Consider the following 19,970-nt stretch of genomic DNA (forward strand, 5'->3'; position numbering starts at 1 on the left):
ATCATGACAGAGACGATCACGACCTCGGCGCCGCCGCGGCACCCCGTCCGACAGCTGATGGCCGCCTCCGTCGGCAATGCCGTCGAGTGGTACGACTGGTACGCGTACACGTTCCTGGCGACGTACATCGCCGATCAGGTGTTTCCGAAGGGGGCCGACAACTCGCTCGTGCCGTTGCTGGCCACGTTCGCCGTGTTCGCGGTGGGGTTCTTCATGCGGCCCGTGGGCGGGTTGGTGATGGGGGCGGTCGCCGATCGGCATGGGCGGCGGGCGGCGTTGACCGTGACCATTCTGTTGATGGGTGGCAGTAGCCTGCTGGTCGGCATTACGCCGACGTATGCGTCGGTGGGGGTGCTGGCGCCGGTGATTCTCGTGCTGGCGCGGTTGCTTCAAGGGCTGTCCGTGGGTGGGGAGTTCGCGGCGTCGACGACGTTTCTGGTGGAGTCGGCGGGGCCGGGGCGGCGGGGGCTGTTCTCGTCGTTCCAGTATGTGTCCACGTCCATCGGGCAGTTGATCGCGTCGGGCGTTGCCGCGTTGCTCGTGGGGACGCTCGCCGAGGGGCAGATGGACGGGTGGGGGTGGCGGGTGCCGTTCCTCGCCGGGGCGGTGCTCAGCCTGGTCGGATTCTGGATTCGGCAGGGGGCGCAGGAGACGCGGAGCGAGGTGCACGAGCGGCCGGGGCTTTTCGACGCGCTCAAGCAGTACCCGCGGCAGTCGTTGCTGATCTGCGGGATCACGGCGGGTGGCACGCTCGCGTACTACACGTGGACCTCGTACCTGCCGACGTACGCGGAGTTGAACACCGGGATCGACAAGTCGCAGGCGCTGACCGTGGGGACGATCTCGTTGGCGTTCTTCGCGGCGTTGCAGCCCGTCGGCGGGATGATCTCCGATCGGTTCGGGCGGAAGCCGTTGCTCTTGTTCTTCGGGCTCGGGTTCGCGCTGCTGAGTGTGCCGTTGCTGCACCTCATCTCGGGGTCGTTCGGGTCGTTGTTGTTCGCGCAGTGTGCCGGGATGGTGCTGCTCACCGGCTTTACGTCGATCTCGGCCGCCGTGAACGCGGAGGTGTTCCCGGCGCGGGTGCGGGCGGCCGGGATCGGGTTCCCGTACTCGCTGACGGTGGCGCTGTTCGGCGGCACCGCCCCGTACATGGGCACGCTGTTCAAGGACCTGGGGCACAGCGGTCTTTTCCCGTGGTACGTCGCCGTGCTGTGCCTGCTGTCGTCCGTGGTGTATCTGCGGCTTCCGGAGAGCGCGCACCGGGAGCTGGAGCGCTGAGCCGGGCGGGCCCGGTCAGCCTCCGCTTCCCGGGCCCGCGGCCGCGCGCATCAGCACGCAGTCGAACTCGAGCACCCGCCCGGTGCTCTTCTCCCTGGTCACCGGGTACATGCCGGTGACCTCGAAGCCGCCCCTCTCGTACGCGGCGAGGGCCTCGTCCATCCTCGGGCTGCCCTCGTAGATCCGTAGCAGGGCGACCTCTGACTGCATGCCCACGAACTCCGCGATGCGCTCCCCGGCCCCGGCGAACACCTCGAGGTCATAGCCCTGGGTGTCCATCTTCAGGTAGGGCCGCGGATCGCGGATTCCGTCGAGGGCCCGGTCCATGAGGCCGTCGAGCCGGCACACCCGGATCTCCTCCGTGGCGCCCTTCGTGAACCGCTGGTAGCGCGCGTTCCCGTAGTCGCTGGGTGGCAGGAGCGAGCTCAGGGTCTGCCAGTCGACGTGCATCGGCTGGACGGTGTCCACTCGGCCGAGGCCGCAGGGGATCACCTGCCAGTCCGGGTCGTTCTCCGCGTGCCGCCGCAGCCGCTTCACGAATCCCGGGACCGGTTCGAACGACACGATCCGGCCCCCGTACCCGAATTCCCGCAGCCGCCTTCCGTACTGCCCGACATTGGCCCCCACGTCGAATACGCAATTCACACGGTAGTGCTCCAGCATCGCGGCCACATGGCGTGCCCCGAGATAGTCGGCGGCGGCCTTCTGGAAGCCGTGTTCCTGCGTACGTGAACGCTCCGGGTCGAGCACGAGATGCGCGCTCTTCGCGAGCGGCGTCGCGACCCATTGACGTCTGCCGCGTGCGAGGACCGCCGCGCCTGGGGCGAGGTCGAGGACCTGGGTTCCGGTCCGGGCGAGGGCTTTGAGGAGGGTCCTGTGGACGGTTGGCATAACAGCACCCTCGCAAGCCTGCGAGAGGGGCTCCGCCCGCGTTGCGCCGATGCCCGGCGGTTCTCACTCCAAAGAGTCCCGTTCCCCACTGCCGACTGCCCTCCGCGCGCGGGACTCCTCCGCTCATCACAGAATTTTGTCAGAAACACGAGGCCCCATCTGGTTCATTCACGCGGGAGCACGCAGTGAAGATCAAGTTCCTGATGTACAGCGCCGACGCACAGGCGGGTACGGCTGTGGCCACGCAGACCCTCGCCAACCGTCTCGCGGAGCGCCACGACGTCGAATTGGTCGGCGCTTTCCGGCTCAAGGACTCTCCCCCGCTGCGCTACGCCCCCGGCGTCCGGGTCCGCGGTCTGGTCGACGCGCGGCGGCACTCCCCCGGATTCGAGCTCGACCAGCCGCATCACTGTGAGCCGTCCCGGCACTGCGGGGACTGGAAGCCGGACGCCCCGCACCGTTACAGCCTGCTCGTCGAGCGGCGGGTAGCCGAATTCCTCGCGGCCACCGACGCCGATGTGGTCGTCGCCACCACGCCCGGCACCGTCGCCCTGCTCGGCGCGCTGGGCAGCGACGACTACGTGAAGGTCGGTCAGGCGCACACCCACTTCCACCACCAGTCGAAGAGCTCACGGGAGTCCCTGGACGCGGCCATTCCCCGCCTCGACGCCTTCATCTCCGTGACGCGGCGCGACGCGGAGACGCACCGCGAGCACTACGGGCTGATCCGTACGCACTTCGAGGCGATCCCGAACGCCGTGCCGGGCACCACGCTGCGCGCCGATGTCCAGACGTCGAGGATCGTCACCGCCGCGGGCCGGTTCGTCGGCTGGAAGCGGTTCGATGTCACGGTGCGGGCCTTCGCCAAGGCAGCGGCGGACCATCCGGACTGGCAGCTGCGGATCTTCGGGAGGGGCGAAGGGGAACGGAAACTGCGCGCTCTGGTCCACGAGTTGGGCGTGTACGAGAAGGTGCTCCTCATGGGTCACACCAAGGCCCTGCGCGAGGAGTTGGCCAAGGCGGCGATCCACACCTCGTCCTCGCGTGACGAGACCTTCGGGCTGACCATCGTGGAGGCCATGGCCTGCGGGGTGCCCGTGCTGAGCACCGCGGGTCCGCACGGCCCCAGCGAGATCATCTCGCCGGATGTGGACGGTGTGCTGTCCCCGGTCGACGACGTGGACCTGTTCGCCGGGCAGCTGTCGCGCCTGATGGGCGACCCGGAGCTGCGCGCCAGGCTCGGCGCCCGCGCCCTGACGGCGGCCGAGCGCTACGACCCCGCGGAGCAGGCCGAGCGTTACCAGCGGCTGTTCGACTGGCTGGCGGCGAGCCGGTGCTTCCGGCCCGGGGCGGAGGCCGTCGTCACCTCGGGCGGCACTCTGCGGCTGACGTTTCCCGAGTGCGACGTGCCGGGCGAGTCACTGACGCTGCGGTGCGTGCGGGCGCGTACGAAGGGCACGGAGACCCGTTCCTTCACCGCGGAGCCGGGGGCGTCCTCGCCGCGCGGTGTCACCTTCCTCGTGCCCGCGTCGGAGCCGCTGCCCACGGGCACCTGGAAGGTCTTTCTGCACCGTGTGGACGACGGTGTCACCCGGCCGGTGACGGCCACCACCCTCCAGCAGCCGGTGACCGCCACGGCCCGCCCGACCGATGGCCCGGTCTCGTACCGGCGCTACGGACGGTCCGGTGACGGTCAACTGGTCGTCCACTCACGGGAGTTGACCTCGCACGCCGAGGTGGAGCACGTCGGCGTGACGGAGTCCGGACTGCGGGTCACGCTGTCCGTGCACGGGGAGGCCGCACGCGAGCTGACCGGCACTCCGGTGCGGCTCGTCGTACGCGGCAGGCGGGCCAAGGAGGTTCGCGTCACCGCGCCCGGGACGCCGTACCGGGAGCACATGGACCTCGACCTTTCGTGGCAGGCGCTCGCGGACGCGGCGGTCGCCACGGACGACACCTGGGACCTGTACGTCGAGCGGGAAGGGCACCCCCTGCTGCGCGTCGCGCGGCACGGCGACGACCTCGGCGACAAGGCGAGGATCTTCGACTACCCCGCGGCGTCGGTCACGGCCGCCACGGGCGATCACGTGTCCCTGAAGTGCTACTACACGACCCACAACTCTCTGTCGATCAAGGCTCAGGCGCCCCCTCGCCCCAAGGCGAGGCCGGCGCCGCACCCGCCGCTCGCGCGCAGATGCCTGCGCCGCATCCGGCGCACCGTCAAGGCGGCGCTGCCCGCGCGGGCCCGCCGCCGCTGACGCGAGCCGCTCGCAAGGGGTTCAGCGGTGCGCCCGCGCCGCCGCGACGTCGAGGAGTTCCTGGATGCGGTGGCCCACTTCGTGGGGGCCGAGGGCGTGGGTGTGGAAGTCGATGCGGACGTCGTCGTGCGTCCACTCGCGTTCGAGGCGCAGCACGAGGCCCCTGCGGTCGAGGCGTACGGGGCGGATGTCCACGACGTCGCTCAGGTCCAATTCGCCGACGAGTTCGGCGAGTTGGACGAGGAGGTCGGCGTGGCCCGTGTCCAGGTGCGAGAGCAGTTCCGCCTCGACCCCGGCCAGCGGGTCGGGGGCCGCCGCGGCGAGTTCGGTCATGTCGAGCACGCGCACCGTGTCGTCCTCGGAGAACGCGACCCGCGCCGGCCGGAACACCAGGGTGTCGGGGCCGGCGGTCGCCAGGCGCCCGCTGAGCGCGATGCGGGCCCGCACCCGGTCGCGTACGACGACGGGGGCCACGTCGGTGAACTCCGCGTACGCGGCGAGGCCCGAGTGCGGGGCCGTGGCGAGCGCCGCGGTGAGCCGGGCGTCCGCGGGATCGAGCAGGACGAGGCGGGCCGCGGCGTCCACCGCGTAGAGCCCGACGCAGTCGAGCCGTTGCCGGGGGTCGGTCGTGGTCAGCGTGAGGGTGTCGGCCGCGGCGAGGATCGTCCGCGCCCGCTCGGCGGGGGTGAGCTCCGGGTGCGCCACTGGGTTGACCATCTCCACTCCAAACTTAGGTAAGGCTCACCTTACTCACGTGATCGGCGTGGTGTCACCCCAGGGGCCTCCACAGCTCATGGACCCACCCCCATGCCTACAACTCCCGTACCTCGTAAGGAAGCCCGGTCCCGGCCACCTCCACCACCGCCCCCTGGCTCAATCGGTACGTCGCGGCCGCGCCACCGCCCCGACCAGGGACGGTCACCGTCGTCTCCGCTTCCTCCCTCGCCCCCGGAGCCATGAGGAGGGTCAGCCCGTCGAGCCAGTCGCCGTCCGGGCGGGACTCGTCCGCGCCCATCGGGACGACCGCGCCGGGACGCACGTACAGGGGGAGGCTGTCGAAGCCGTGGGTTTCGCGGCGCCAGGCCGGGCCCTCGACCCGCTCGCCCGTGAGCAGATGCGTCCACGTGCCCTCGGGGACGTAGAACTCCACGTCGCCCTCCGCAGTGAACACCGGCGCCACCAGGAGGTCGGGGCCGAGCATGTACTGGCGGTCGAGGGTGCGGGCCGTCGGGTCGTCGGGAAATTCGAGGACCATCGGGCGCATCACCGGGATGCCCGTGCGGTGGGCCTCGACCGCGGCACCGTACAGGTACGGCATGAGGCGGTGCTTGAGCCGTGTGAACTGCCTTGTCACGTCGACCGCCTCCTCGCCGAACTCCCACGGCACGCGGTACGAGACGTTGCCGTGCAGGCGGCTGTGGGAGGAGAGGAGGCCGAAGGCGAGCCAGCGTTTGAAGACGGCCGGGTCGGGGGTGCCCTCGAAGCCGCCGATGTCGTGCGACCAGAAGCCGAAGCCGGACAGGGACAGGGAGAGGCCGCCGCGCAGGGACTCGGCCATGGCGCCGAACGAGGCGAAGCAGTCGCCGCCCCAGTGCACCGGGAACTGCTGGCCGCCGGCCGTCGCCGAGCGCGCGAAGACGACGGCCTCGCCGCTGCCGCGCTCCTTCTCGAGGAGTTCGAAGACGGTGCGGTTGTAGAGGTGGGTGTAGTAGTTGTGCATGCGCTCCGGGTCGGAGCCGTCGTGCCAGGCGACGTCGGTGGGGACGCGCTCGCCGAAGTCCGTCTTGAAGGTGTCGACGCCCATCGCCAGGAGGGCCCGCAGCTTGCCCGCGTACCACTCGCGGGCCGCCGGGTTCGTGAAGTCGACGAGCGCCATGCCCGCCTGCCAGCGGTCCCACTGCCAGATGTCGCCGTCCGGGGTCCGCACCAAGTAGCCCTGCCGGGCGGCCTCTTGGAACAGGGCGGACTTCTGGGCGATGTACGGGTTGATCCACACGGAGAGGCGCAGTCCGCGTTCCTTGAGGCGGGCCAGCATGCCCGCCGCGTCGGGGAATGCCTCCTCGTCCCAGGCGAAGTCGGACCACTGGTACTCGCGCATCCAGAAGCAGTCGAAGTGGAAGACGCTCAGCGGGATGTCGCGTTCGGCCATGCCGTCCACGAACCGTGTCACCGTCGCCTCGTCGTAGCGCGTGCAGAAGGACGTGGTCAGCCACAGGCCGAAGGACCAGGCCGGCGGCAGCGCCGGGCGGCCGGTGAGGGCGGTGTAGCGGCGCAGGACGTCCTTCGGGGTGGGGCCCGCGACGACGTAGAACTCGATCGACTGGTCCTCGACGCTGAACTGGAGCTGTCCGACCGACTCGGAGCCGATCTCGTAGGAGACCTTGCCGGGGTGGTTGACGAGGACGCCGTAGCCGCGTGAGGAGAGGTGGAACGGGACGTTCTTGTAGGCCTGTTCGCTGCTGGTGCCGCCGTCGGCCTGCCAGATGTCGACGGTCTGGCCGTTCTTGACGAAGGGCGTGAAGCGTTCGCCGAGGCCGTAGATGTGTTCGCCGACGCCGAGGGCGAGTTGCGCGACCATGTGGTGGGCGCCGTCGGGGGTGGTGGCGAAGGCGGCGCCGCGGCGGTCGACTGCCGTGAGCTGCTTGCCGGTTGTGGCGTCCGTGAAGGTCAGGGACCACTCCCCTGTTGTGTCGAGGCGGGCGCTCAGTGGGCCCGTGGTGAGTTCGACGACGCCGTCGTCGCGGGTGACGTGCGCGCCGTTTCCGCCCTCCGTCGGCTGGAGTTCGAAGTCGGGGCCGCGGTGCCGCTTGCCGGCGTGGTGGGTGAGGCGGACGCCGATGACACCCTCGGCGGGCGAGAAGCAATCAACCGTGAGGAGCGGGGAGTTGAGGGTGTCGCCGCGTTCGCGCACCTGGCGTACGGCGGCGTACGCGGTGAAGCGGTCGCGTTCGGTGCGGAGGTCGCGCACCTCGGTGGCGTACGCGGCCCGCACGCCCTCCCGCATCAGCCAATAGCCGTCGGTGAACTTCATTCGATGGTCCCCCGTGAGGTGAAGGTGAGCCGGGCGAGGCGGACCCCGCCGAGCAGCCGGACGCGCAGGTCGCGCACTCCCGTGGCGGTGAAGTCGGCCTCCACGGTGACGTATTCGTACGGGCCGCCGGTCGCGGGGACCTCGACGCGAAGGTTCCCGTCCACGAGCTCCACGGCTCCCTCGCCCGCGATGTCGAGGTGGACTGCCGAGACCCCGGCCTCGCCGAAGTCGCAGTTCCTGTAGTGGAGTTCGCCGCTGCCGGTGACGGCGTCGCCGTGGGTCTTCGTGCGGTCGACGATCTCGATGCCGCCGCTGTGGTCGTCGTACGTCGCCGCGTCCAGGCCCTCCGTGCGCACAGGGCGTGGCACGGGGGTTTCGCCGTCCATGTGAAGCGTGACCGCGCGCCGGATGTCCGCGCTGGACGCGCCGACGAGTAGTTCGTACGTGCCGTCGGCCACGCTCCAGCGGCCGCGTGCCACGTCCCAGTGGCCGAACTCGGCGACCGGCACGCGGAAGACGACGTGTTCGGACGCGCCCGCCGCGAGTCCGAGGCGCCGGTGGGCGAGGAGTTGGCGGCGCGGGCGCGGCACGGCGGCGTCCACCGCGCGCATGTACAGCTGCGCCACCTCGTCGGCCGCGCGCGGCCCCGTGTTCGTGACGGTGAAGGCGACCTCCACGGCGGCCTCGTCCGGGCGGGTCACGGTGAGGTCGTCGTAGCCGAACTCCGTGTAGGACAGGCCGTGTCCGAAGGCGTAGAGCGGTGCGCCCTCGAAGTAGAGGTAGGTCTGGCGGGAGCCGATGATGTCGTAGTCGAGGATGTCGGGCAGGTCGGTGTCGGCCGCGTACCAGGTCTGCGGGAGCCGGCCCGCCGGGCTGATGTCACCGGCGAGGGCGCGGGCGAGCGCGCGGCCCGCCGCCTGGCCGCCGTGCGCGGTCCACAGCAGGGCGGGCAGTTCGGCGTCCGCTTCGGGCACCGCGTACGGGTACGAGGAGACGAGCGCGAGGGCCGTGCGCGGGTTGGCGGTGCGGGCCGCGCGCCACAACGCGTCCTGCTGGGGCGGGAGTTCGAGGGTCGTGCGGTCCTCGGTCTCGCGGCCGTTGATGTGCGGGTCGTTGCCCGCGACGACGAGCACGACGTCCGATGCCGCGGCGGCGCGGGCGACGGCTTCGGTGCCGCGCTCGACGACATCGACCTCGAAAACGGTGCCCCGGTCGGCAACCCGCACGCCGTCGGCGGCGACTGACACGTACCGACCCGTTCCGGCGTGCTTGAGGAGGTGACCGTTCCCGTGCGGTTCGAGCGTGTACGTCTCCTGGACGACCCAGCCGCCGGGCCGCTCGGCGGAGGCGCGTACGTATCCGTCGTCGGCGACCGACAGGTAGCGGCCGTCGGGAGCGCGGAGGGTCAGGACGCCTTCTCCCCAGTCCACGAGGGCGAGTTCGGTGCCTTCGGCGGGCGACACGTACAGCGGGGGCAGGTCGGTGCGGCCCGCGATCAGCGCCGGGTCGAGCGCCACCTCGGCCGTGTGCGCCGCGTCTTCGGTGGCCTCCGGAACCCGCAGCCAGCCGCCCTCCGCGCACCGCAGCCGCACCCGGTCCACGCCCTCCGCGTACGTGACGTGCTCCGCGCCGAACCGCTCCCGCAGCCCTTCGAGGGGTGTCGAGCGGCGGATGAGGGTGCCGCTGTACCAGTCCGTCCTGCACTCGTCGGCGAGCAGGCCGACCACCGCGATCCGGGTGCCTTCGGCGAGCGGCAGCAGGCCGTCGTTCTTGAGCAGCACGAGCGCCTGCTCGGCGGCCTCCTGGGCGAGCGCGCGGTGGGCGTCGGTGTCGAACTCCGCGTCGACGTCGAGGAGTTCGGGCTCCTCGAACTCGCCGAGCCGCGCCCGTACGTCGAGCTGTCTGCGCACGGCCGCGTCGATGTCGGCGTCGGGGATCAGCCCCTGGTCGTACGCGCGCCGCAGCCGCCCCACGATCGTCGAGGAGTCCGTGCCGTGGTCGGTGAAGCTGTCGACGCCCGCGTGCAGGGCGGCGGCGACGGCCTCCTCGTGGGTGGCGAAGTAGTGCTCGGAGTCGACGAGGTTGCTGGGTGCGCCCGCGTCGGAGCAGACGAGGAGTTCCTGCTCGGTCCAGGTGCGCAACTCCTCGCGCAGATAGGGCGATACGTGGTTGGGGCGGCCGTTGACGAGGTTGTAGGCGGGCATGACGCCGGCCACGGCGCCCGCCTCGACGGGCCGGCGGAACGCCCGCAGGTCGTACTCGTGCAGGACGCGGGGGCGTACGGAGGCGTTGGAGGTGTCGCGGTCCGTCTCGTTGTTGTGGGCGAGCCAGTGCTTGAGGACCGGGGCGGTGCGCCAGTACGTGGGGTGGTCGCCGCGCAGGCCGCGGGTGTAGGCGGTGGCGATGGCGGCGGTGAGGTGGGGGTCCTCGGAGTAGCCCTCCTCGTTGCGGCCCCACAGCGGGTTGCGCAGCGGATTCACCACGGGCGCCCACACGTTGAGGCCGACCCGGTCGTCGCGCTCGCGCATCGCGCGGGCCTCCTTCGACACCGCGTCGCCGATGCGGCGGAGCAGCTCGTCGTTCCAGGTGGCGCCGAGGCCGACGGCCTGCGGGAAGACGGTGGCCGGGCCCATCCAGGCGACGCCGTGCAGGGCCTCCTGTCCGGTGCGGAACGCGGCGAGGCCGAGGTGTTCGACGCCGGGCGTGAACTGGTGCAGGAGCGCGAGGCGTTCGTCGAGCGAGAGCCGGTCGAGCAGCTCGTCGACGCGCTTGCCTCCGGCCGCTGCGTACTCGGGGCGGTTCGGGGATCCGTCGGTCACAGGCACGTCCCTTGGCGAAGGAGGCGGAGGTGAGGGAAAGACATCTTCGAGGACATCTTCGAAGCGCTTCGATGCTGGTCAGTCGACCGCACACGTGTCAAGTGGTCGACAGCGTCCGGCTGTTCAGGAATTCAACGCACACGTCTTGTGGCCGTGGGAGCGCTCCCTTAACCTCTCGGCAACATCGAAGCGCTTCGACATGTTCCTCTGCGCTGTCCCGAAGGGTTGCTCCCATGACGCCGAATTCCCCCTCCCCCACCGCCCCCAGCCGGAGAAGCTTCCTCGCCTCGACGGCGGTCGCCGCCGTCGCGGTGGCCGGCGGCGCGCCCCTGCTCACCGCGTGCGGCGGCACCGCCGAGACGGGCGAGGGGACGACCTCGGGGAAGTCGGCGAAGAAGCTGCTGCCGACGTTCGCGGCGCGCTCCATCGTGACGCCCGACATCGCGTCGAAGAACGGCTCCTGCGCGGGCTACACCGCCAAGGTCGACCTGGCCAAGCTGGAGACGTCCGTGCCGAAGAAGCTCGGCACGGGCGCCAAGGTGAAGGTCATGGCCCCGTACTGGGGCCCGCCGCCGAAGGACGACTGCGAGTACTACACGGCGATGAACAAGGCCTCCGGCGTCGAGGTCAGCTGGCAGAACCAGGACGGCAACACCTACGGCGAGAAGATCGGCGCCGTGCTGGCGTCCAGCTCGCTGCCGGACGTCATGGTGGTGCCCGGCTGGGAGCTGTCAGGGAAGATCCCCTCCGCGCTGGTCGCGAAGATGATGGACCTCGGCCCCTACCTGGCGGGCAGCAAGGTGCGCGACTACCCGAACCTCGCGGCGATCCCGGAGGACGCCTGGCGGCGCGGCATCTTCGGCGGCAAGCTGCGCGGCATCCCGTACCCGTACTCGTACCTCCCGAACATCGCGCCCTTCTACCGCAAGGACCTCTTCGAGAAGAAGGGCTACGAAGTCCCCACGTCCGCGCAGGAGTTCTTCGACCTGGCCAAGGAGATGACCAGCAAGAAGGCGGGGGTGTACGGCTGCGACGACATGAAGTGGGCGGCCTTCAACATCTTCGGTTCGCTCGGCGGCAGCGAGAAGGCGCTCGGCTGGAAGCTGGAGGGCAGCAAGCTCGTCAAGCGCCTGGAGACCGACGAATACCTGGAGGCCCTGGAATGGACGCGGAAGCTGTACGCGGCCGGGGTCGTGCACCCGGAGGCGAAGGCGCAGACCGGTGACGGGCTGCTCCGCTTCACCAGCGGCAAGGTCATGATGTGCAACGCCGACATCGCCTACTGGTACGGCAAGAGCGCCGAGATGCAGGGCAGCAAGGCGTTCCCCGACTTCGAGATGGCCGCGATGGACTACTTCGGGCACGACGGCGGCGACCCGAAGCTGTACGCGGGCACCCCGGCCAACGTGTGGGCGTTCGTCCGCAAGGACGCGTCCAAGGAGGTCGTGAAGAACGCGCTCGCCGCCGCCAACTACGCCGCCGCGCCCGTCGGCACCAAGGAGCACATGCTCACGTACTACGGCGAGGAGGGCACCCACTTCACCGTCAAGGACGGCGTGCCGACGAAGACCAAGAAGGGCAACGCGCAGACGGTCTCCACCTGGCAGATGCTGTCGGGCCCGGCCCCCTTCTTCGCCTATCCCGACCTCCCCGAGATCACCAAGGCGATGTGCGAGTGGCAGCAGCGGATGGGCGCCTTCGTCACGAAGTCGCCGTTCTACGGCATGACGATCGTCGAGCCCACCCGGTACGCCACGCTTGAGGACAAGTTCGAGCAGCTGGAGGACGACTTCGTCCGCGGCAACAAGAAGCTCTCCGACGTGCAGCAGGCGATCAGCGACTGGAAGTCGAAGGGCGGCGACAAGCTGCGCGACTGGTACAAGAAGCTGCTCGACGAGAACGGCGCGAACGGCGGCGCCTCCTGATGGCGCTGCACACCCATCGCCCGCCCCGGGCCGCCACCGCCGACGACAAGGCGGCCCGGGGCGGGCCCCGTCCCCGTACGCGTAGGAAGGCGAGCGGGAAGACCGGCCGGGACGGCGGTGTCACCTGGCGGATCCGGCTGCGCCGCGACCGCGCGCTCGTCCTGATGACCGTGCCCGTGATCGTCCTGCTCCTGGTCTTCAACTACCTGCCGCTGCTCGGCAACGTCGTCGCCTTCCAGGACTACAACCCGTACGTCTCCACCAACGGCGTCACCGCGATCCTGCACTCGCCGATGGTGGGCCTCGAACAGTTCCAGAAGATGATCGAGGACTCCGACTTCTGGAACGCGCTCCAGAACACCCTGGTCCTGTTCGTCATCCAACTGCTGCTGTTCTTCCCGGTGCCGATCGCGCTGGCGCTCCTCATCAACAGCGTGATCAGGCCGCGGGTGCGGGCCCTTTCGCAGGCGATCCTCTACCTGCCGCACTTCTTCTCCTGGGTGCTCGTCGTCACCGTCTTCCAGCAGATGTTCGGCGGGGCCGGGCTGATCGCGCAGATCCTCCAGGACCACGGCGTCGACGGCTTCGACCTGATGACGGACGCCGGGATCTTCAAGTACCTGCTGACGGCGCAGATGGTCTGGAAGGACGCCGGCTGGGGCATCATCGTGTTCCTCGCCGCGCTGGCCTCCGTCAGCCCCGAGCTGTACGAGGCGGCGGCGATGGACGGCGCGAACCGCTGGCGCCGCATGTGGCACGTCACGCTGCCCGCCCTGCGCCCGGTGATCGCGCTGCTGCTGGTGCTGCGGGTCGGTGACGCGCTGACCGTCGGCTTCGAGCAGATCCTGCTGCAGCGCAAGGCGGTGGGCGCGGGCGCCTCCGAAGTGCTCGACACGTACGTGTGGAGCACCGGCATCCAGAACGGCGACTTCAGCTACGCGGCGGCGGTCGGCCTGGTGAAGGGCGTGGTCGGGGTGTGTCTGGTGCTCGCGGCCAATAAGTTCGCGCATCTTCTCGGCGAGCAGGGGGTCTACAAGAAATGAGCGTCACCGTAGAGCGTGCGCGTTTGCGGGCGCCCGAGCGGCCCGTGTGGGAGGAGCCGCCGACGCGGGCCGGCCTCGGCGCCAAGGGGCTGCTGCTGATCGTGTGCTGTGTCGCGGTGCTCGGGCCGCTGTGGGTGGTGGTCGTGACGAGCCTGTCGCCGCGGCACGTCATCGACTCCGCGGGCGGCCTCGTGGTCTGGCCCGAGGGCATCACGTTCGTCAATTACAAGGAGCTGCTCGGCGGTGGGCAGGTCAGCCGGGCGATGCTGGTCTCGCTCGGGGTGACCGGCGTCGGCACGGTGTTCTCGATGGGGGTGTCGATCCTCGCCGCGTACGGTCTTTCCCGGCCGGGGTCCTTCGCGCACCGGGCGCTGCTGATGGCGCTGATGACGACGATGTTCTTCAGCGCGGGCCTCATCCCGACGTATCTGCTGGTGCAGACGCTCGGCCTGACCGACACCTACCTCGCGCTGATCCTGCCGAGCGCGGTGAGTGTCTTCAACATCCTGGTGCTGCGCGGCTTCTTCATGAACATCTCCGGGGAGCTCACGGACAGCGCCCGCATCGACGGGGCCGGCGACCTCCGCATCCTCTGGACGATCGTGATGCCGCTGTCCCGCGCCGTGATCGCCGTCATCTCCCTCTTCTACGCGGTGGCGTACTGGAGCGCCTGGTTCAACGCGATGATCTACATCGACGACCCGACGAAGCTGCCGTTGCAGAACGTGCTGATGCAGCTCGTGCAGAAGAACTCGGCGCTGCCGACGGGCCTGAGCCAGGCGGTCAACGCCGGTGAACTCTCCGCCCTGGGCCTTCAGATGGCGATGATGGTGCTCGCGCTCGCCCCGGTCGCGTTCGCGTCGCCGTTCGTCCAGCGGCACTTCAAGAAGGGGATGCTGATCGGGGCGGTGAAGGGGTGAGCGGCGCGGCGCCGGGTGGGCGGCTGTTGTTCGGCGGTGACTACAACCCCGAGCAGTGGCCGGAGGAGGTGTGGGCCGAGGACGTCCGGCTGATGAAGGAGGCCGGGGTCAACTCGGTCACCGTCGGCGTGTTCGCGTGGGCGAAGCTCGAACCACGGCCGGGGGCGCGCGAGTTCGGCTGGCTCGACCGGCTCCTCGACCTGCTGCACGCGCACGGCATCGGCGTCGTCCTCGCCACCCCGACCGCGTCCCCGCCGCCCTGGCTCGGCCGCCTCCACCCGGAGACGCTGCCGCGCGACGAGGACGGGCACGTGGTGTGGTGGGGCTCGCGCCAGCACTTCGCGCACTCCTCCCCCACGTACCGCCGCTACGCCGCCGCCATCACGGAGGACCTGGCGAAGCGCTACGGCCGGCACCCGGCGCTGCGCATGTGGCACATCAACAACGAGTACTGCACCTTCGACCACGGCGACGAGGCCGCGCGCGCCTTCCGCGACTGGCTGCGCGCGAAGTACGCGACCCTCGACGCGCTCAACACGGCCTGGGGCACGGCCTTTTGGGGCCAGCGCGTCGAGACGTGGGACGAGGCGATCCCGCCGCGCCGCGCCCAGTACCTGCGCGGCCCGACGCAGCTCCTCGACTTCCGCCGCTTCACCTCGGACGCGCTCCTGGAGTGCTACGTCGCCGAGCGCGACCTCGTCCGCCGCCACACGCCCGCCCGCATCCCGGTGACGACGAACTTCATGCCGCTGTGGACCGGGCAGGACGCGTGGGAGTGGGCGCGGCACGAGGACGTCGTGTCGGTCGACGTGTACCCGGATCCGCGGGACCCGCTGTGCGGGCAGTACAACGCGATGCTCGCCGACATGACGCGCGGTCAGGCGGGCGGCCGGCCGTGGATGGTGATGGAGCAGGCGGCGGGCGCGGTGAACTTCCGCCCGCTCAACTCGCCGAAGCCGCCCGGCCTGAACCGCCTGTTGTCCCTCCAGTCCGTGGCGCGCGGCGCCGACGCCGTCTGCTACTTCCAGTGGCGGGCCTCCCGGCAAGGCGCGGAGAAATTCCACTCGGCGATGCTCGGGCACGCGGGCGCGGCGGGGCGGTCGTTCGCCGAGGTCAAGCGGATCGGCGCGGAACTGGGCGAGTTGGCGGGCGCGGTCGCCGGTACCGCCGTCGGCGGCGCCGGTGTCGCCGTGCTGCACGACTGGCACGCGTGGTGGGCGGGCGGCCAGGACGGGCGTCCTTCGGCGCACGTCGCGTACGAGGAGGTGCTGCGGGCCTGGCACCGGGCGCTGTGGGAGGCGCACCTGACGACGGACTTCGCGCATCCCGAACACGACCTGGCCGCCTACAAGTTGGTGGTCGTCCCGCAGCTCTATCTACTCACGAACGCGGCGATCGACAACCTGGTCGCGTATGTGCGCGGCGGCGGGTCCCTGGTGTGCGGCTTCTTCACGGGGGTCGCCGACGCCGACGACCGGGTGCGCCCCGGCGGCATGGACGCCCGGCTGCGTGAGCTGCTCGGCATCCGCACGCTGCACGAGTGGTGGCCGCTGGATCCCGAAGAAACCATTGACTGCGGCGAGTTCACCGGCACGCTGTGGTCGGAGGAGCTGACGGCGGCGGCCGACGCCGAGGTGACGGCCGCGTACCGGGGCGGCGAGCTCGACGGGCTCCCGGCGGCGCTGCGCCGCGGCCGGGCCCGCTATCTCTCCACGCTCCCGCGCCCCCGGGCCCTGCGGGCGCTGCTCGCGGACGCGGCCCTCGAAGCGGGCGTACGGCCTCCACTGACCGGCCTCCCCGCAGGAGTGGAGGCCGTACGTCGCGGGGAGCTGCTGTTCCTGCTGAACCACGGACGGCGGGAGGTGACGGTGCCGGTGCCGCTCGCGGACGGCGGCCGTGACCTGTTGTCGGGGGCGCGGGTCGAGGGGGCGGTGACGCTCGGGCGGTTCGGCGTGGCCGTGCTCGCGCCGGGTGCGGCTGCGGGGTCCCGGTGATCCCCGAGCATCCGCACGGCACGTGGGAGGCCGCGCCCGCGACCCGCTGGGAGGACGGCTACCTCAGCGGCAACGGGCGGCACGGGGCCCTCGCCTTCGGCGATCCGCACGACGACCGGGTGATCGTCACCCACCACGACCTGGTCCGCCCCGACGGCGGCCCGCTCCCCCTGCCACCCGCCCTCGCCCACCAACTACCCCTCCTCCAGGACCAGTTGCTCGCGGGTGACGTGACGGCGGCCGAGCGGTTCACGGACGGGCGTCCGCTGCGCCGGGTCCCCGCGTTCCACCCGGCGTTCCAGGTGCGCTTCGTGCGGGACGACGTGGTGTGGCGCGGCTACCGGCGCGCGGTCGACTTCGCGACGGGGGTGTGCGAGGCGCGGTGCGGCGGCTGGTCGTCGAGGGTGTTCGTGTCGCGGGCGGACGACGTGGTCGTGCGGTACGTGACCGGGACCCGCCTCGACGGGGAGGTGTCGCTCGACCCGCGCCTGAGCGGCGTCCCCGGCGGCCTCGGCGTCGGCCGCAGCGTCGTCCTCACCCCGGACGGCGCCCGGCTCACCCTGCACTGCCGCTACCCGGAAAGCGACCTCGGCTACAGCGGGGTGACGCTCGCGCTGGTCGAGGGCGGGCGCGTGTCGGTGGGCGGGGCGGGGCTGCGGGTGACCGGGGCGAGCGGGCTCCTGCTGCTGACGCGGGTGCGTCGGCACGTCGGGGAGCTGGACACGGCGTGCGAGGCGAGCGCGCTGGCGGACGTACTGGAACACGCCGCCTCGATCGAGGCCGCCTACGCCAACCTCCTCTCCCGCCACACCGCCCTGCACCGCCCCGCCTACGAACGCGTCACCCTCGACCTCGCCGCCCCGCGCCACCAACGCGGCCTGCCCGGCAGCGAGTTGCTGGCGCAACCGCACTCCCCCGCGCTCCTTGAGCGGCTGTTCGCGGCCGGCCGTTACCACCTGCTCAGTTCGTCGGGGGCGCTGCCGCCCCGGCTGACCGGGCTGTGGACCGGCGAGTGGGACACGGCCTGGTCGGGGGCGTTCACCACGGACGCGAACCTGAACCTTCAGACGTCATCCGCCGTGGCTTGTGCGCTGCCCGAGACGCTCGACGCCCACGCGGCGCTCATCCAGGGCCAGTTGGCGCACTGGCGGGACAACGCGCGGCTGATCTTCGGGGCGCGCGGCATCGTCGCGCCCGCTCACACGGACGGCGAGTCGGGACACGCGTACCACTATCAGCGCGCGTACCCGATGCACCTGTGGACGGCGGGCGCCGACTGGCTGCTCACGCCACTCCTTGAGCAGGCCGACGCGAGCGGCGAGCGGCCCGCGTGGCTCGCGGCGGCCGTCACCGAACTCGCGCTGTTCTACGAGGACTTCCTCACCCGGACGGGCCCCGACGGGCGGATCGCGATCGTGCCCTCGTACTCCCCTGAGAACCGTCCGGTGAACGCGAGTTGGGGCACCGTCAACGCCACCATGGACATCGCGGCGGCCCGGCACGCCCTGCGCACCGCCGCCGCCTGGCACCCGGGCCCCGACGGCGAACGCTGGGCCGCGCTCGCCGACCGGCTCCCCGACTACCGGGTCAACGAGGAGGGGGCGCTCGCCGAGTGGGCGTGGCCGGGCCTCGCGGACGCGTACGACCACCGGCACCTCAGCCATCTGTACCCGGTGTGGCCGCACCACGACATCAACCCGTACGACACCCCGGAGCGGGCGAAGGCGGCGCGGCGGGCGCTGGAGCTGCGGGGCGCCGAGAACGACTCCGCGCACGGGCATCTGCACCACGCCCTGATCGCGGCCCGGCTGCGTGACGCGCCGCGCGTCGCCGACTGTCTGCGCCACGTCCTGACCGGCGACTACTTCCACGCCGCCCTGATGAGCGCGCACTATCCGCGCCGCGACGTCTACAACGCGGACGCGGCCCACACGCTGCCCGCGCTCGTCACGGAGGCGCTGCTCCAGTCCACGCCCGACCGGCTCGTCCTGCTGCCCGCCCTGCCCGCCGACTGGCGGCGCGGTGCGGTGCGCGGCCTTCGCACCCGGTTCGGCGCGCGGGTGGATCTGCGGTGGGGCGGCGGCCGGTGCACGGCTCTCGTCCGTCCGGAGCGGGACGCGGACGTCGACCTCAGGACTCCGGCGGGCGGCGACGGGCGACTGCGCCTGACCGCCGGGGAGGACCACGAAATCACCCTCCGTACACGCTAGTTCAAGGAGAGGAACACACCATGGCACCCTCCACGAGACGCGCCTTCCTCGGCGCTTCCCTCGGCGCCTCCCTCACGGCCGGGGCGCTGGTCGGTCTCGCGTCCGCGCCCGCGCGGGCCGCGGTCTGGTCCTCGTCCGAGCAGTGGGGCAACTACACCACATCGGACGGCTACATCCTCTACAACAACATCTGGGGCTCCGGCGCGGGCCCGCAGTCGATCTGGGCCAACTCCTCGTCGAACTGGGGCGTTTGGGCCAACCACCCGAACACCGGCGGCATCAAGTCCTACCCGAACGCCAAGAAGGTCGTGAACCGGAGGATCAGCGCGCTGTCCTCCCTCACCAGCGCCTACAACGTGACCGTGCCGGCCGCGGGCGCGTACAACACCTCGTACGACATCTGGGACAGCGCGTACGACCACGAGGTCATGCTCTGGATGAACTACAACGGAGCCGTCGGCCCGCTCGGCACCTCGCAGGGGACGCTCACGCTCGGCGGGCACACGTGGAACGTCTACAAGGGGAACAACGGCGCCAACGAGGTGTACTCGTTCCTGCGGACCTCCGACTCCGCGTCCGGCACCGTGAACATCCTGCCGATCCTCAAGTGGATCAGGGACACCAAGCGCTGGTGGGGCGATGTGACGATAGGGGACGTCCAGTTCGGCTACGAGATCACCTCGTCGTCCGGCGGCCTCGACTTCAGGACCAACAGCTTCAGCGTGTCGAGCGGCTGACCTCGTCCGCGAGCTCCGCGAGCACCCGTGCCGCGGGCGCCGGGTCGACCAGCCACTTCAGGTGGGAGCTGTCGAGGGTGCGGACGCGGTACGGGTTGTCGGGGGTCAGCGCGTCGCCCTCGCGGATCAGCCGGTCCTGGAGCGCGGGCGGCAGGCTCGTGTCGCGCGCGAGGCGTACGTACGTCTTCGGGATGCGGCCCCAAGTGTCGGCCTGTGCGCGGTCGTTGTCGGTTCCGACGTCGAGGTTCTCGTCGGGCTGGAAGGTGTTGAGGAACGTACGGAACTCGTCGTCGGTGCCGTCGGCGAGGAAGGCCGCCCGGAACGCGTCGAGCGCCTTGGCGTCGGCGGTGCGGAAGTTGACGCGCAGCAGGCCCAGTCGGGCCGGGTCGCCCGCCGCCGCGAGGCCGAGCGAGGCGGCGTCGACGGAGGCCATCTCCGGCTGTGCGTAGTAGTCGCCGACGAGGAGGTCGACCGGGCACCAGGACGACACGTAGACGATGTGGTCGATCAGGTCGGGGCGCCGGTTGGCGGCGGCCGTGGCGGTGACGCCGCCGCGGCTGTGCGAGACGAGGACGACGGGCCCGTTCTCCTTGGCGCGCTCCAGGACGCCGATCAGGTGCGCGGCGTTGTCGGCGAGCGTGACTCCCTTGATCGCGCCGGGAGTCGAGGCGAGCCCCTCGGGGTCCTGCGGGGCCTGGTACGCGGCCGGGTAGGTGGCGGCGAAGCCGTGGCCCGGCAGGTCGACGGCGACGGAGCGGTGGCCGAGGAGGCCCAGTTCGGCCTGGAGCGGCGCGAAGGAGAAGGAGTTGGCGAACGCTCCGTGGACGAGGACGTACGTGGGGTGCACGGGCACGCTCACTTTCT

General features: G+C 71.0%; 13 protein-coding genes. 8 read left to right on the top strand and 5 right to left on the bottom strand.

Going from position 1 to position 19,970, the window contains the following annotated elements:
* Positions 1–3: 3 nt before the first annotated feature.
* Positions 4–1,278, top strand: coding sequence for an MFS transporter (locus RBJ65_RS06885; RefSeq protein ID WP_306316555.1), 1,275 nt, complete (start codon positions 4–6; stop codon positions 1,276–1,278).
* A gap of 15 nt (positions 1,279–1,293) precedes the next feature.
* Here RBJ65_RS06885 and RBJ65_RS06890 read toward each other — a convergent pair whose 3' ends face one another.
* Complete coding sequence (locus tag RBJ65_RS06890) at positions 1,294–2,169, bottom strand: FkbM family methyltransferase (protein ID WP_306316554.1); 876 nt, start codon at positions 2,167–2,169, stop codon at positions 1,294–1,296.
* Positions 2,170–2,354: 185 nt separating this feature from the next.
* Here RBJ65_RS06890 and RBJ65_RS06895 point away from each other — a divergent pair, with 185 nt between their 5' ends.
* Complete coding sequence (locus RBJ65_RS06895; protein ID WP_306316553.1) at positions 2,355–4,427, top strand: glycosyltransferase; 2,073 nt, start codon at positions 2,355–2,357, stop codon at positions 4,425–4,427.
* A gap of 21 nt (positions 4,428–4,448) precedes the next feature.
* Here RBJ65_RS06895 and RBJ65_RS06900 read toward each other — a convergent pair whose 3' ends face one another.
* The 3 genes from RBJ65_RS06900 to RBJ65_RS06910 form a co-directional block, all read right to left on the bottom strand.
* On the bottom strand, positions 4,449–5,144 hold the full coding sequence (locus RBJ65_RS06900; protein WP_306316552.1) for a DUF2470 domain-containing protein: 696 nt from the start codon (positions 5,142–5,144) through the stop codon (positions 4,449–4,451).
* A 94-nt stretch (positions 5,145–5,238) separates the two neighbouring features.
* Complete coding sequence (yicI, locus tag RBJ65_RS06905) at positions 5,239–7,458, bottom strand: alpha-xylosidase (RefSeq protein ID WP_306316551.1); 2,220 nt, start codon at positions 7,456–7,458, stop codon at positions 5,239–5,241.
* Positions 7,455–10,277 carry a glycoside hydrolase family 3 C-terminal domain-containing protein gene (locus tag RBJ65_RS06910; RefSeq protein ID WP_306316550.1) on the bottom strand — a complete coding sequence of 941 codons (2,823 nt, stop codon included), beginning with the start codon at positions 10,275–10,277 and terminating at the stop codon, positions 7,455–7,457. Before RBJ65_RS06910 ends, yicI begins: the two co-directional genes overlap by 4 nt.
* Positions 10,278–10,510: 233 nt before the next feature.
* Here RBJ65_RS06910 and RBJ65_RS06915 point away from each other — a divergent pair, with 233 nt between their 5' ends.
* From RBJ65_RS06915 to RBJ65_RS06940, 6 genes are read left to right on the top strand one after another with little or no spacing between them, the layout of a single operon-like run.
* Entirely contained in the window at positions 10,511–12,202 is a 1,692-nt protein-coding gene (locus tag RBJ65_RS06915) for an extracellular solute-binding protein (RefSeq protein WP_306316549.1), read from the top strand.
* On the top strand, positions 12,202–13,245 hold the full coding sequence (locus RBJ65_RS06920; protein WP_306316548.1) for a sugar ABC transporter permease: 1,044 nt from the start codon (positions 12,202–12,204) through the stop codon (positions 13,243–13,245). Before RBJ65_RS06915 ends, RBJ65_RS06920 begins: the two co-directional genes overlap by 1 nt.
* Positions 13,242–14,165 (top strand): carbohydrate ABC transporter permease, encoded by a 924-nt coding sequence (locus RBJ65_RS06925; protein ID WP_306316547.1) that lies wholly within the window; start codon positions 13,242–13,244, stop codon positions 14,163–14,165. The genes RBJ65_RS06920 and RBJ65_RS06925 overlap by 4 nt, the downstream gene beginning before the upstream one ends.
* A complete protein-coding gene (locus RBJ65_RS06930) occupies positions 14,162–16,159 on the top strand; it encodes a beta-galactosidase (RefSeq protein ID WP_306316546.1) in 1,998 nt (665 codons plus the stop codon). Before RBJ65_RS06925 ends, RBJ65_RS06930 begins: the two co-directional genes overlap by 4 nt.
* A complete protein-coding gene (locus tag RBJ65_RS06935; protein WP_306316719.1) occupies positions 16,159–18,369 on the top strand; it encodes a glycoside hydrolase N-terminal domain-containing protein in 2,211 nt (736 codons plus the stop codon). The genes RBJ65_RS06930 and RBJ65_RS06935 overlap by 1 nt, the downstream gene beginning before the upstream one ends.
* Positions 18,370–18,389: 20 nt before the next feature.
* Positions 18,390–19,106: a hypothetical protein gene (locus RBJ65_RS06940; protein ID WP_306316545.1), complete on the top strand. Its 717-nt coding sequence runs from the start codon at positions 18,390–18,392 to the stop codon at positions 19,104–19,106.
* On the opposite strand, the gene RBJ65_RS06945 is transcribed toward RBJ65_RS06940, so the two are convergent.
* Positions 19,087–19,965, bottom strand: a complete 879-nt coding sequence (locus RBJ65_RS06945) for an alpha/beta hydrolase (RefSeq protein WP_306316544.1) — start codon at positions 19,963–19,965, stop codon at positions 19,087–19,089. The two genes, RBJ65_RS06940 and RBJ65_RS06945, sit on opposite strands and share 20 nt — an antisense overlap.
* Positions 19,966–19,970 lie beyond the last annotated feature (5 nt).

This window comes from Streptomyces sp. KL109B, from assembly GCF_030766935.1.
GTDB lineage: Bacteria > Actinomycetota > Actinomycetes > Streptomycetales > Streptomycetaceae > Streptomyces.

Bases quoted from the DNA above. Each gene is read 5' to 3' on its own strand.
- RBJ65_RS06885 (WP_306316555.1), top strand. From the start codon at position 4: ATGACAGAGACGATCACGACCTCGGCGCCGCCGCGGCACCCCGTCCGA.
- RBJ65_RS06890 (WP_306316554.1), bottom strand. From the start codon at position 2,169: ATGCCAACCGTCCACAGGACCCTCCTCAAAGCCCTCGCCCGGACCGGA.
- RBJ65_RS06900 (WP_306316552.1), bottom strand. From the start codon at position 5,144: ATGGTCAACCCAGTGGCGCACCCGGAGCTCACCCCCGCCGAGCGGGCG.
- yicI (WP_306316551.1), bottom strand. From the start codon at position 7,458: ATGAAGTTCACCGACGGCTATTGGCTGATGCGGGAGGGCGTGCGGGCC.
- RBJ65_RS06915 (WP_306316549.1), top strand. From the start codon at position 10,511: ATGACGCCGAATTCCCCCTCCCCCACCGCCCCCAGCCGGAGAAGCTTC.
- RBJ65_RS06920 (WP_306316548.1), top strand. From the start codon at position 12,202: ATGGCGCTGCACACCCATCGCCCGCCCCGGGCCGCCACCGCCGACGAC.
- RBJ65_RS06925 (WP_306316547.1), top strand. From the start codon at position 13,242: ATGAGCGTCACCGTAGAGCGTGCGCGTTTGCGGGCGCCCGAGCGGCCC.
- RBJ65_RS06940 (WP_306316545.1), top strand. From the start codon at position 18,390: ATGGCACCCTCCACGAGACGCGCCTTCCTCGGCGCTTCCCTCGGCGCC.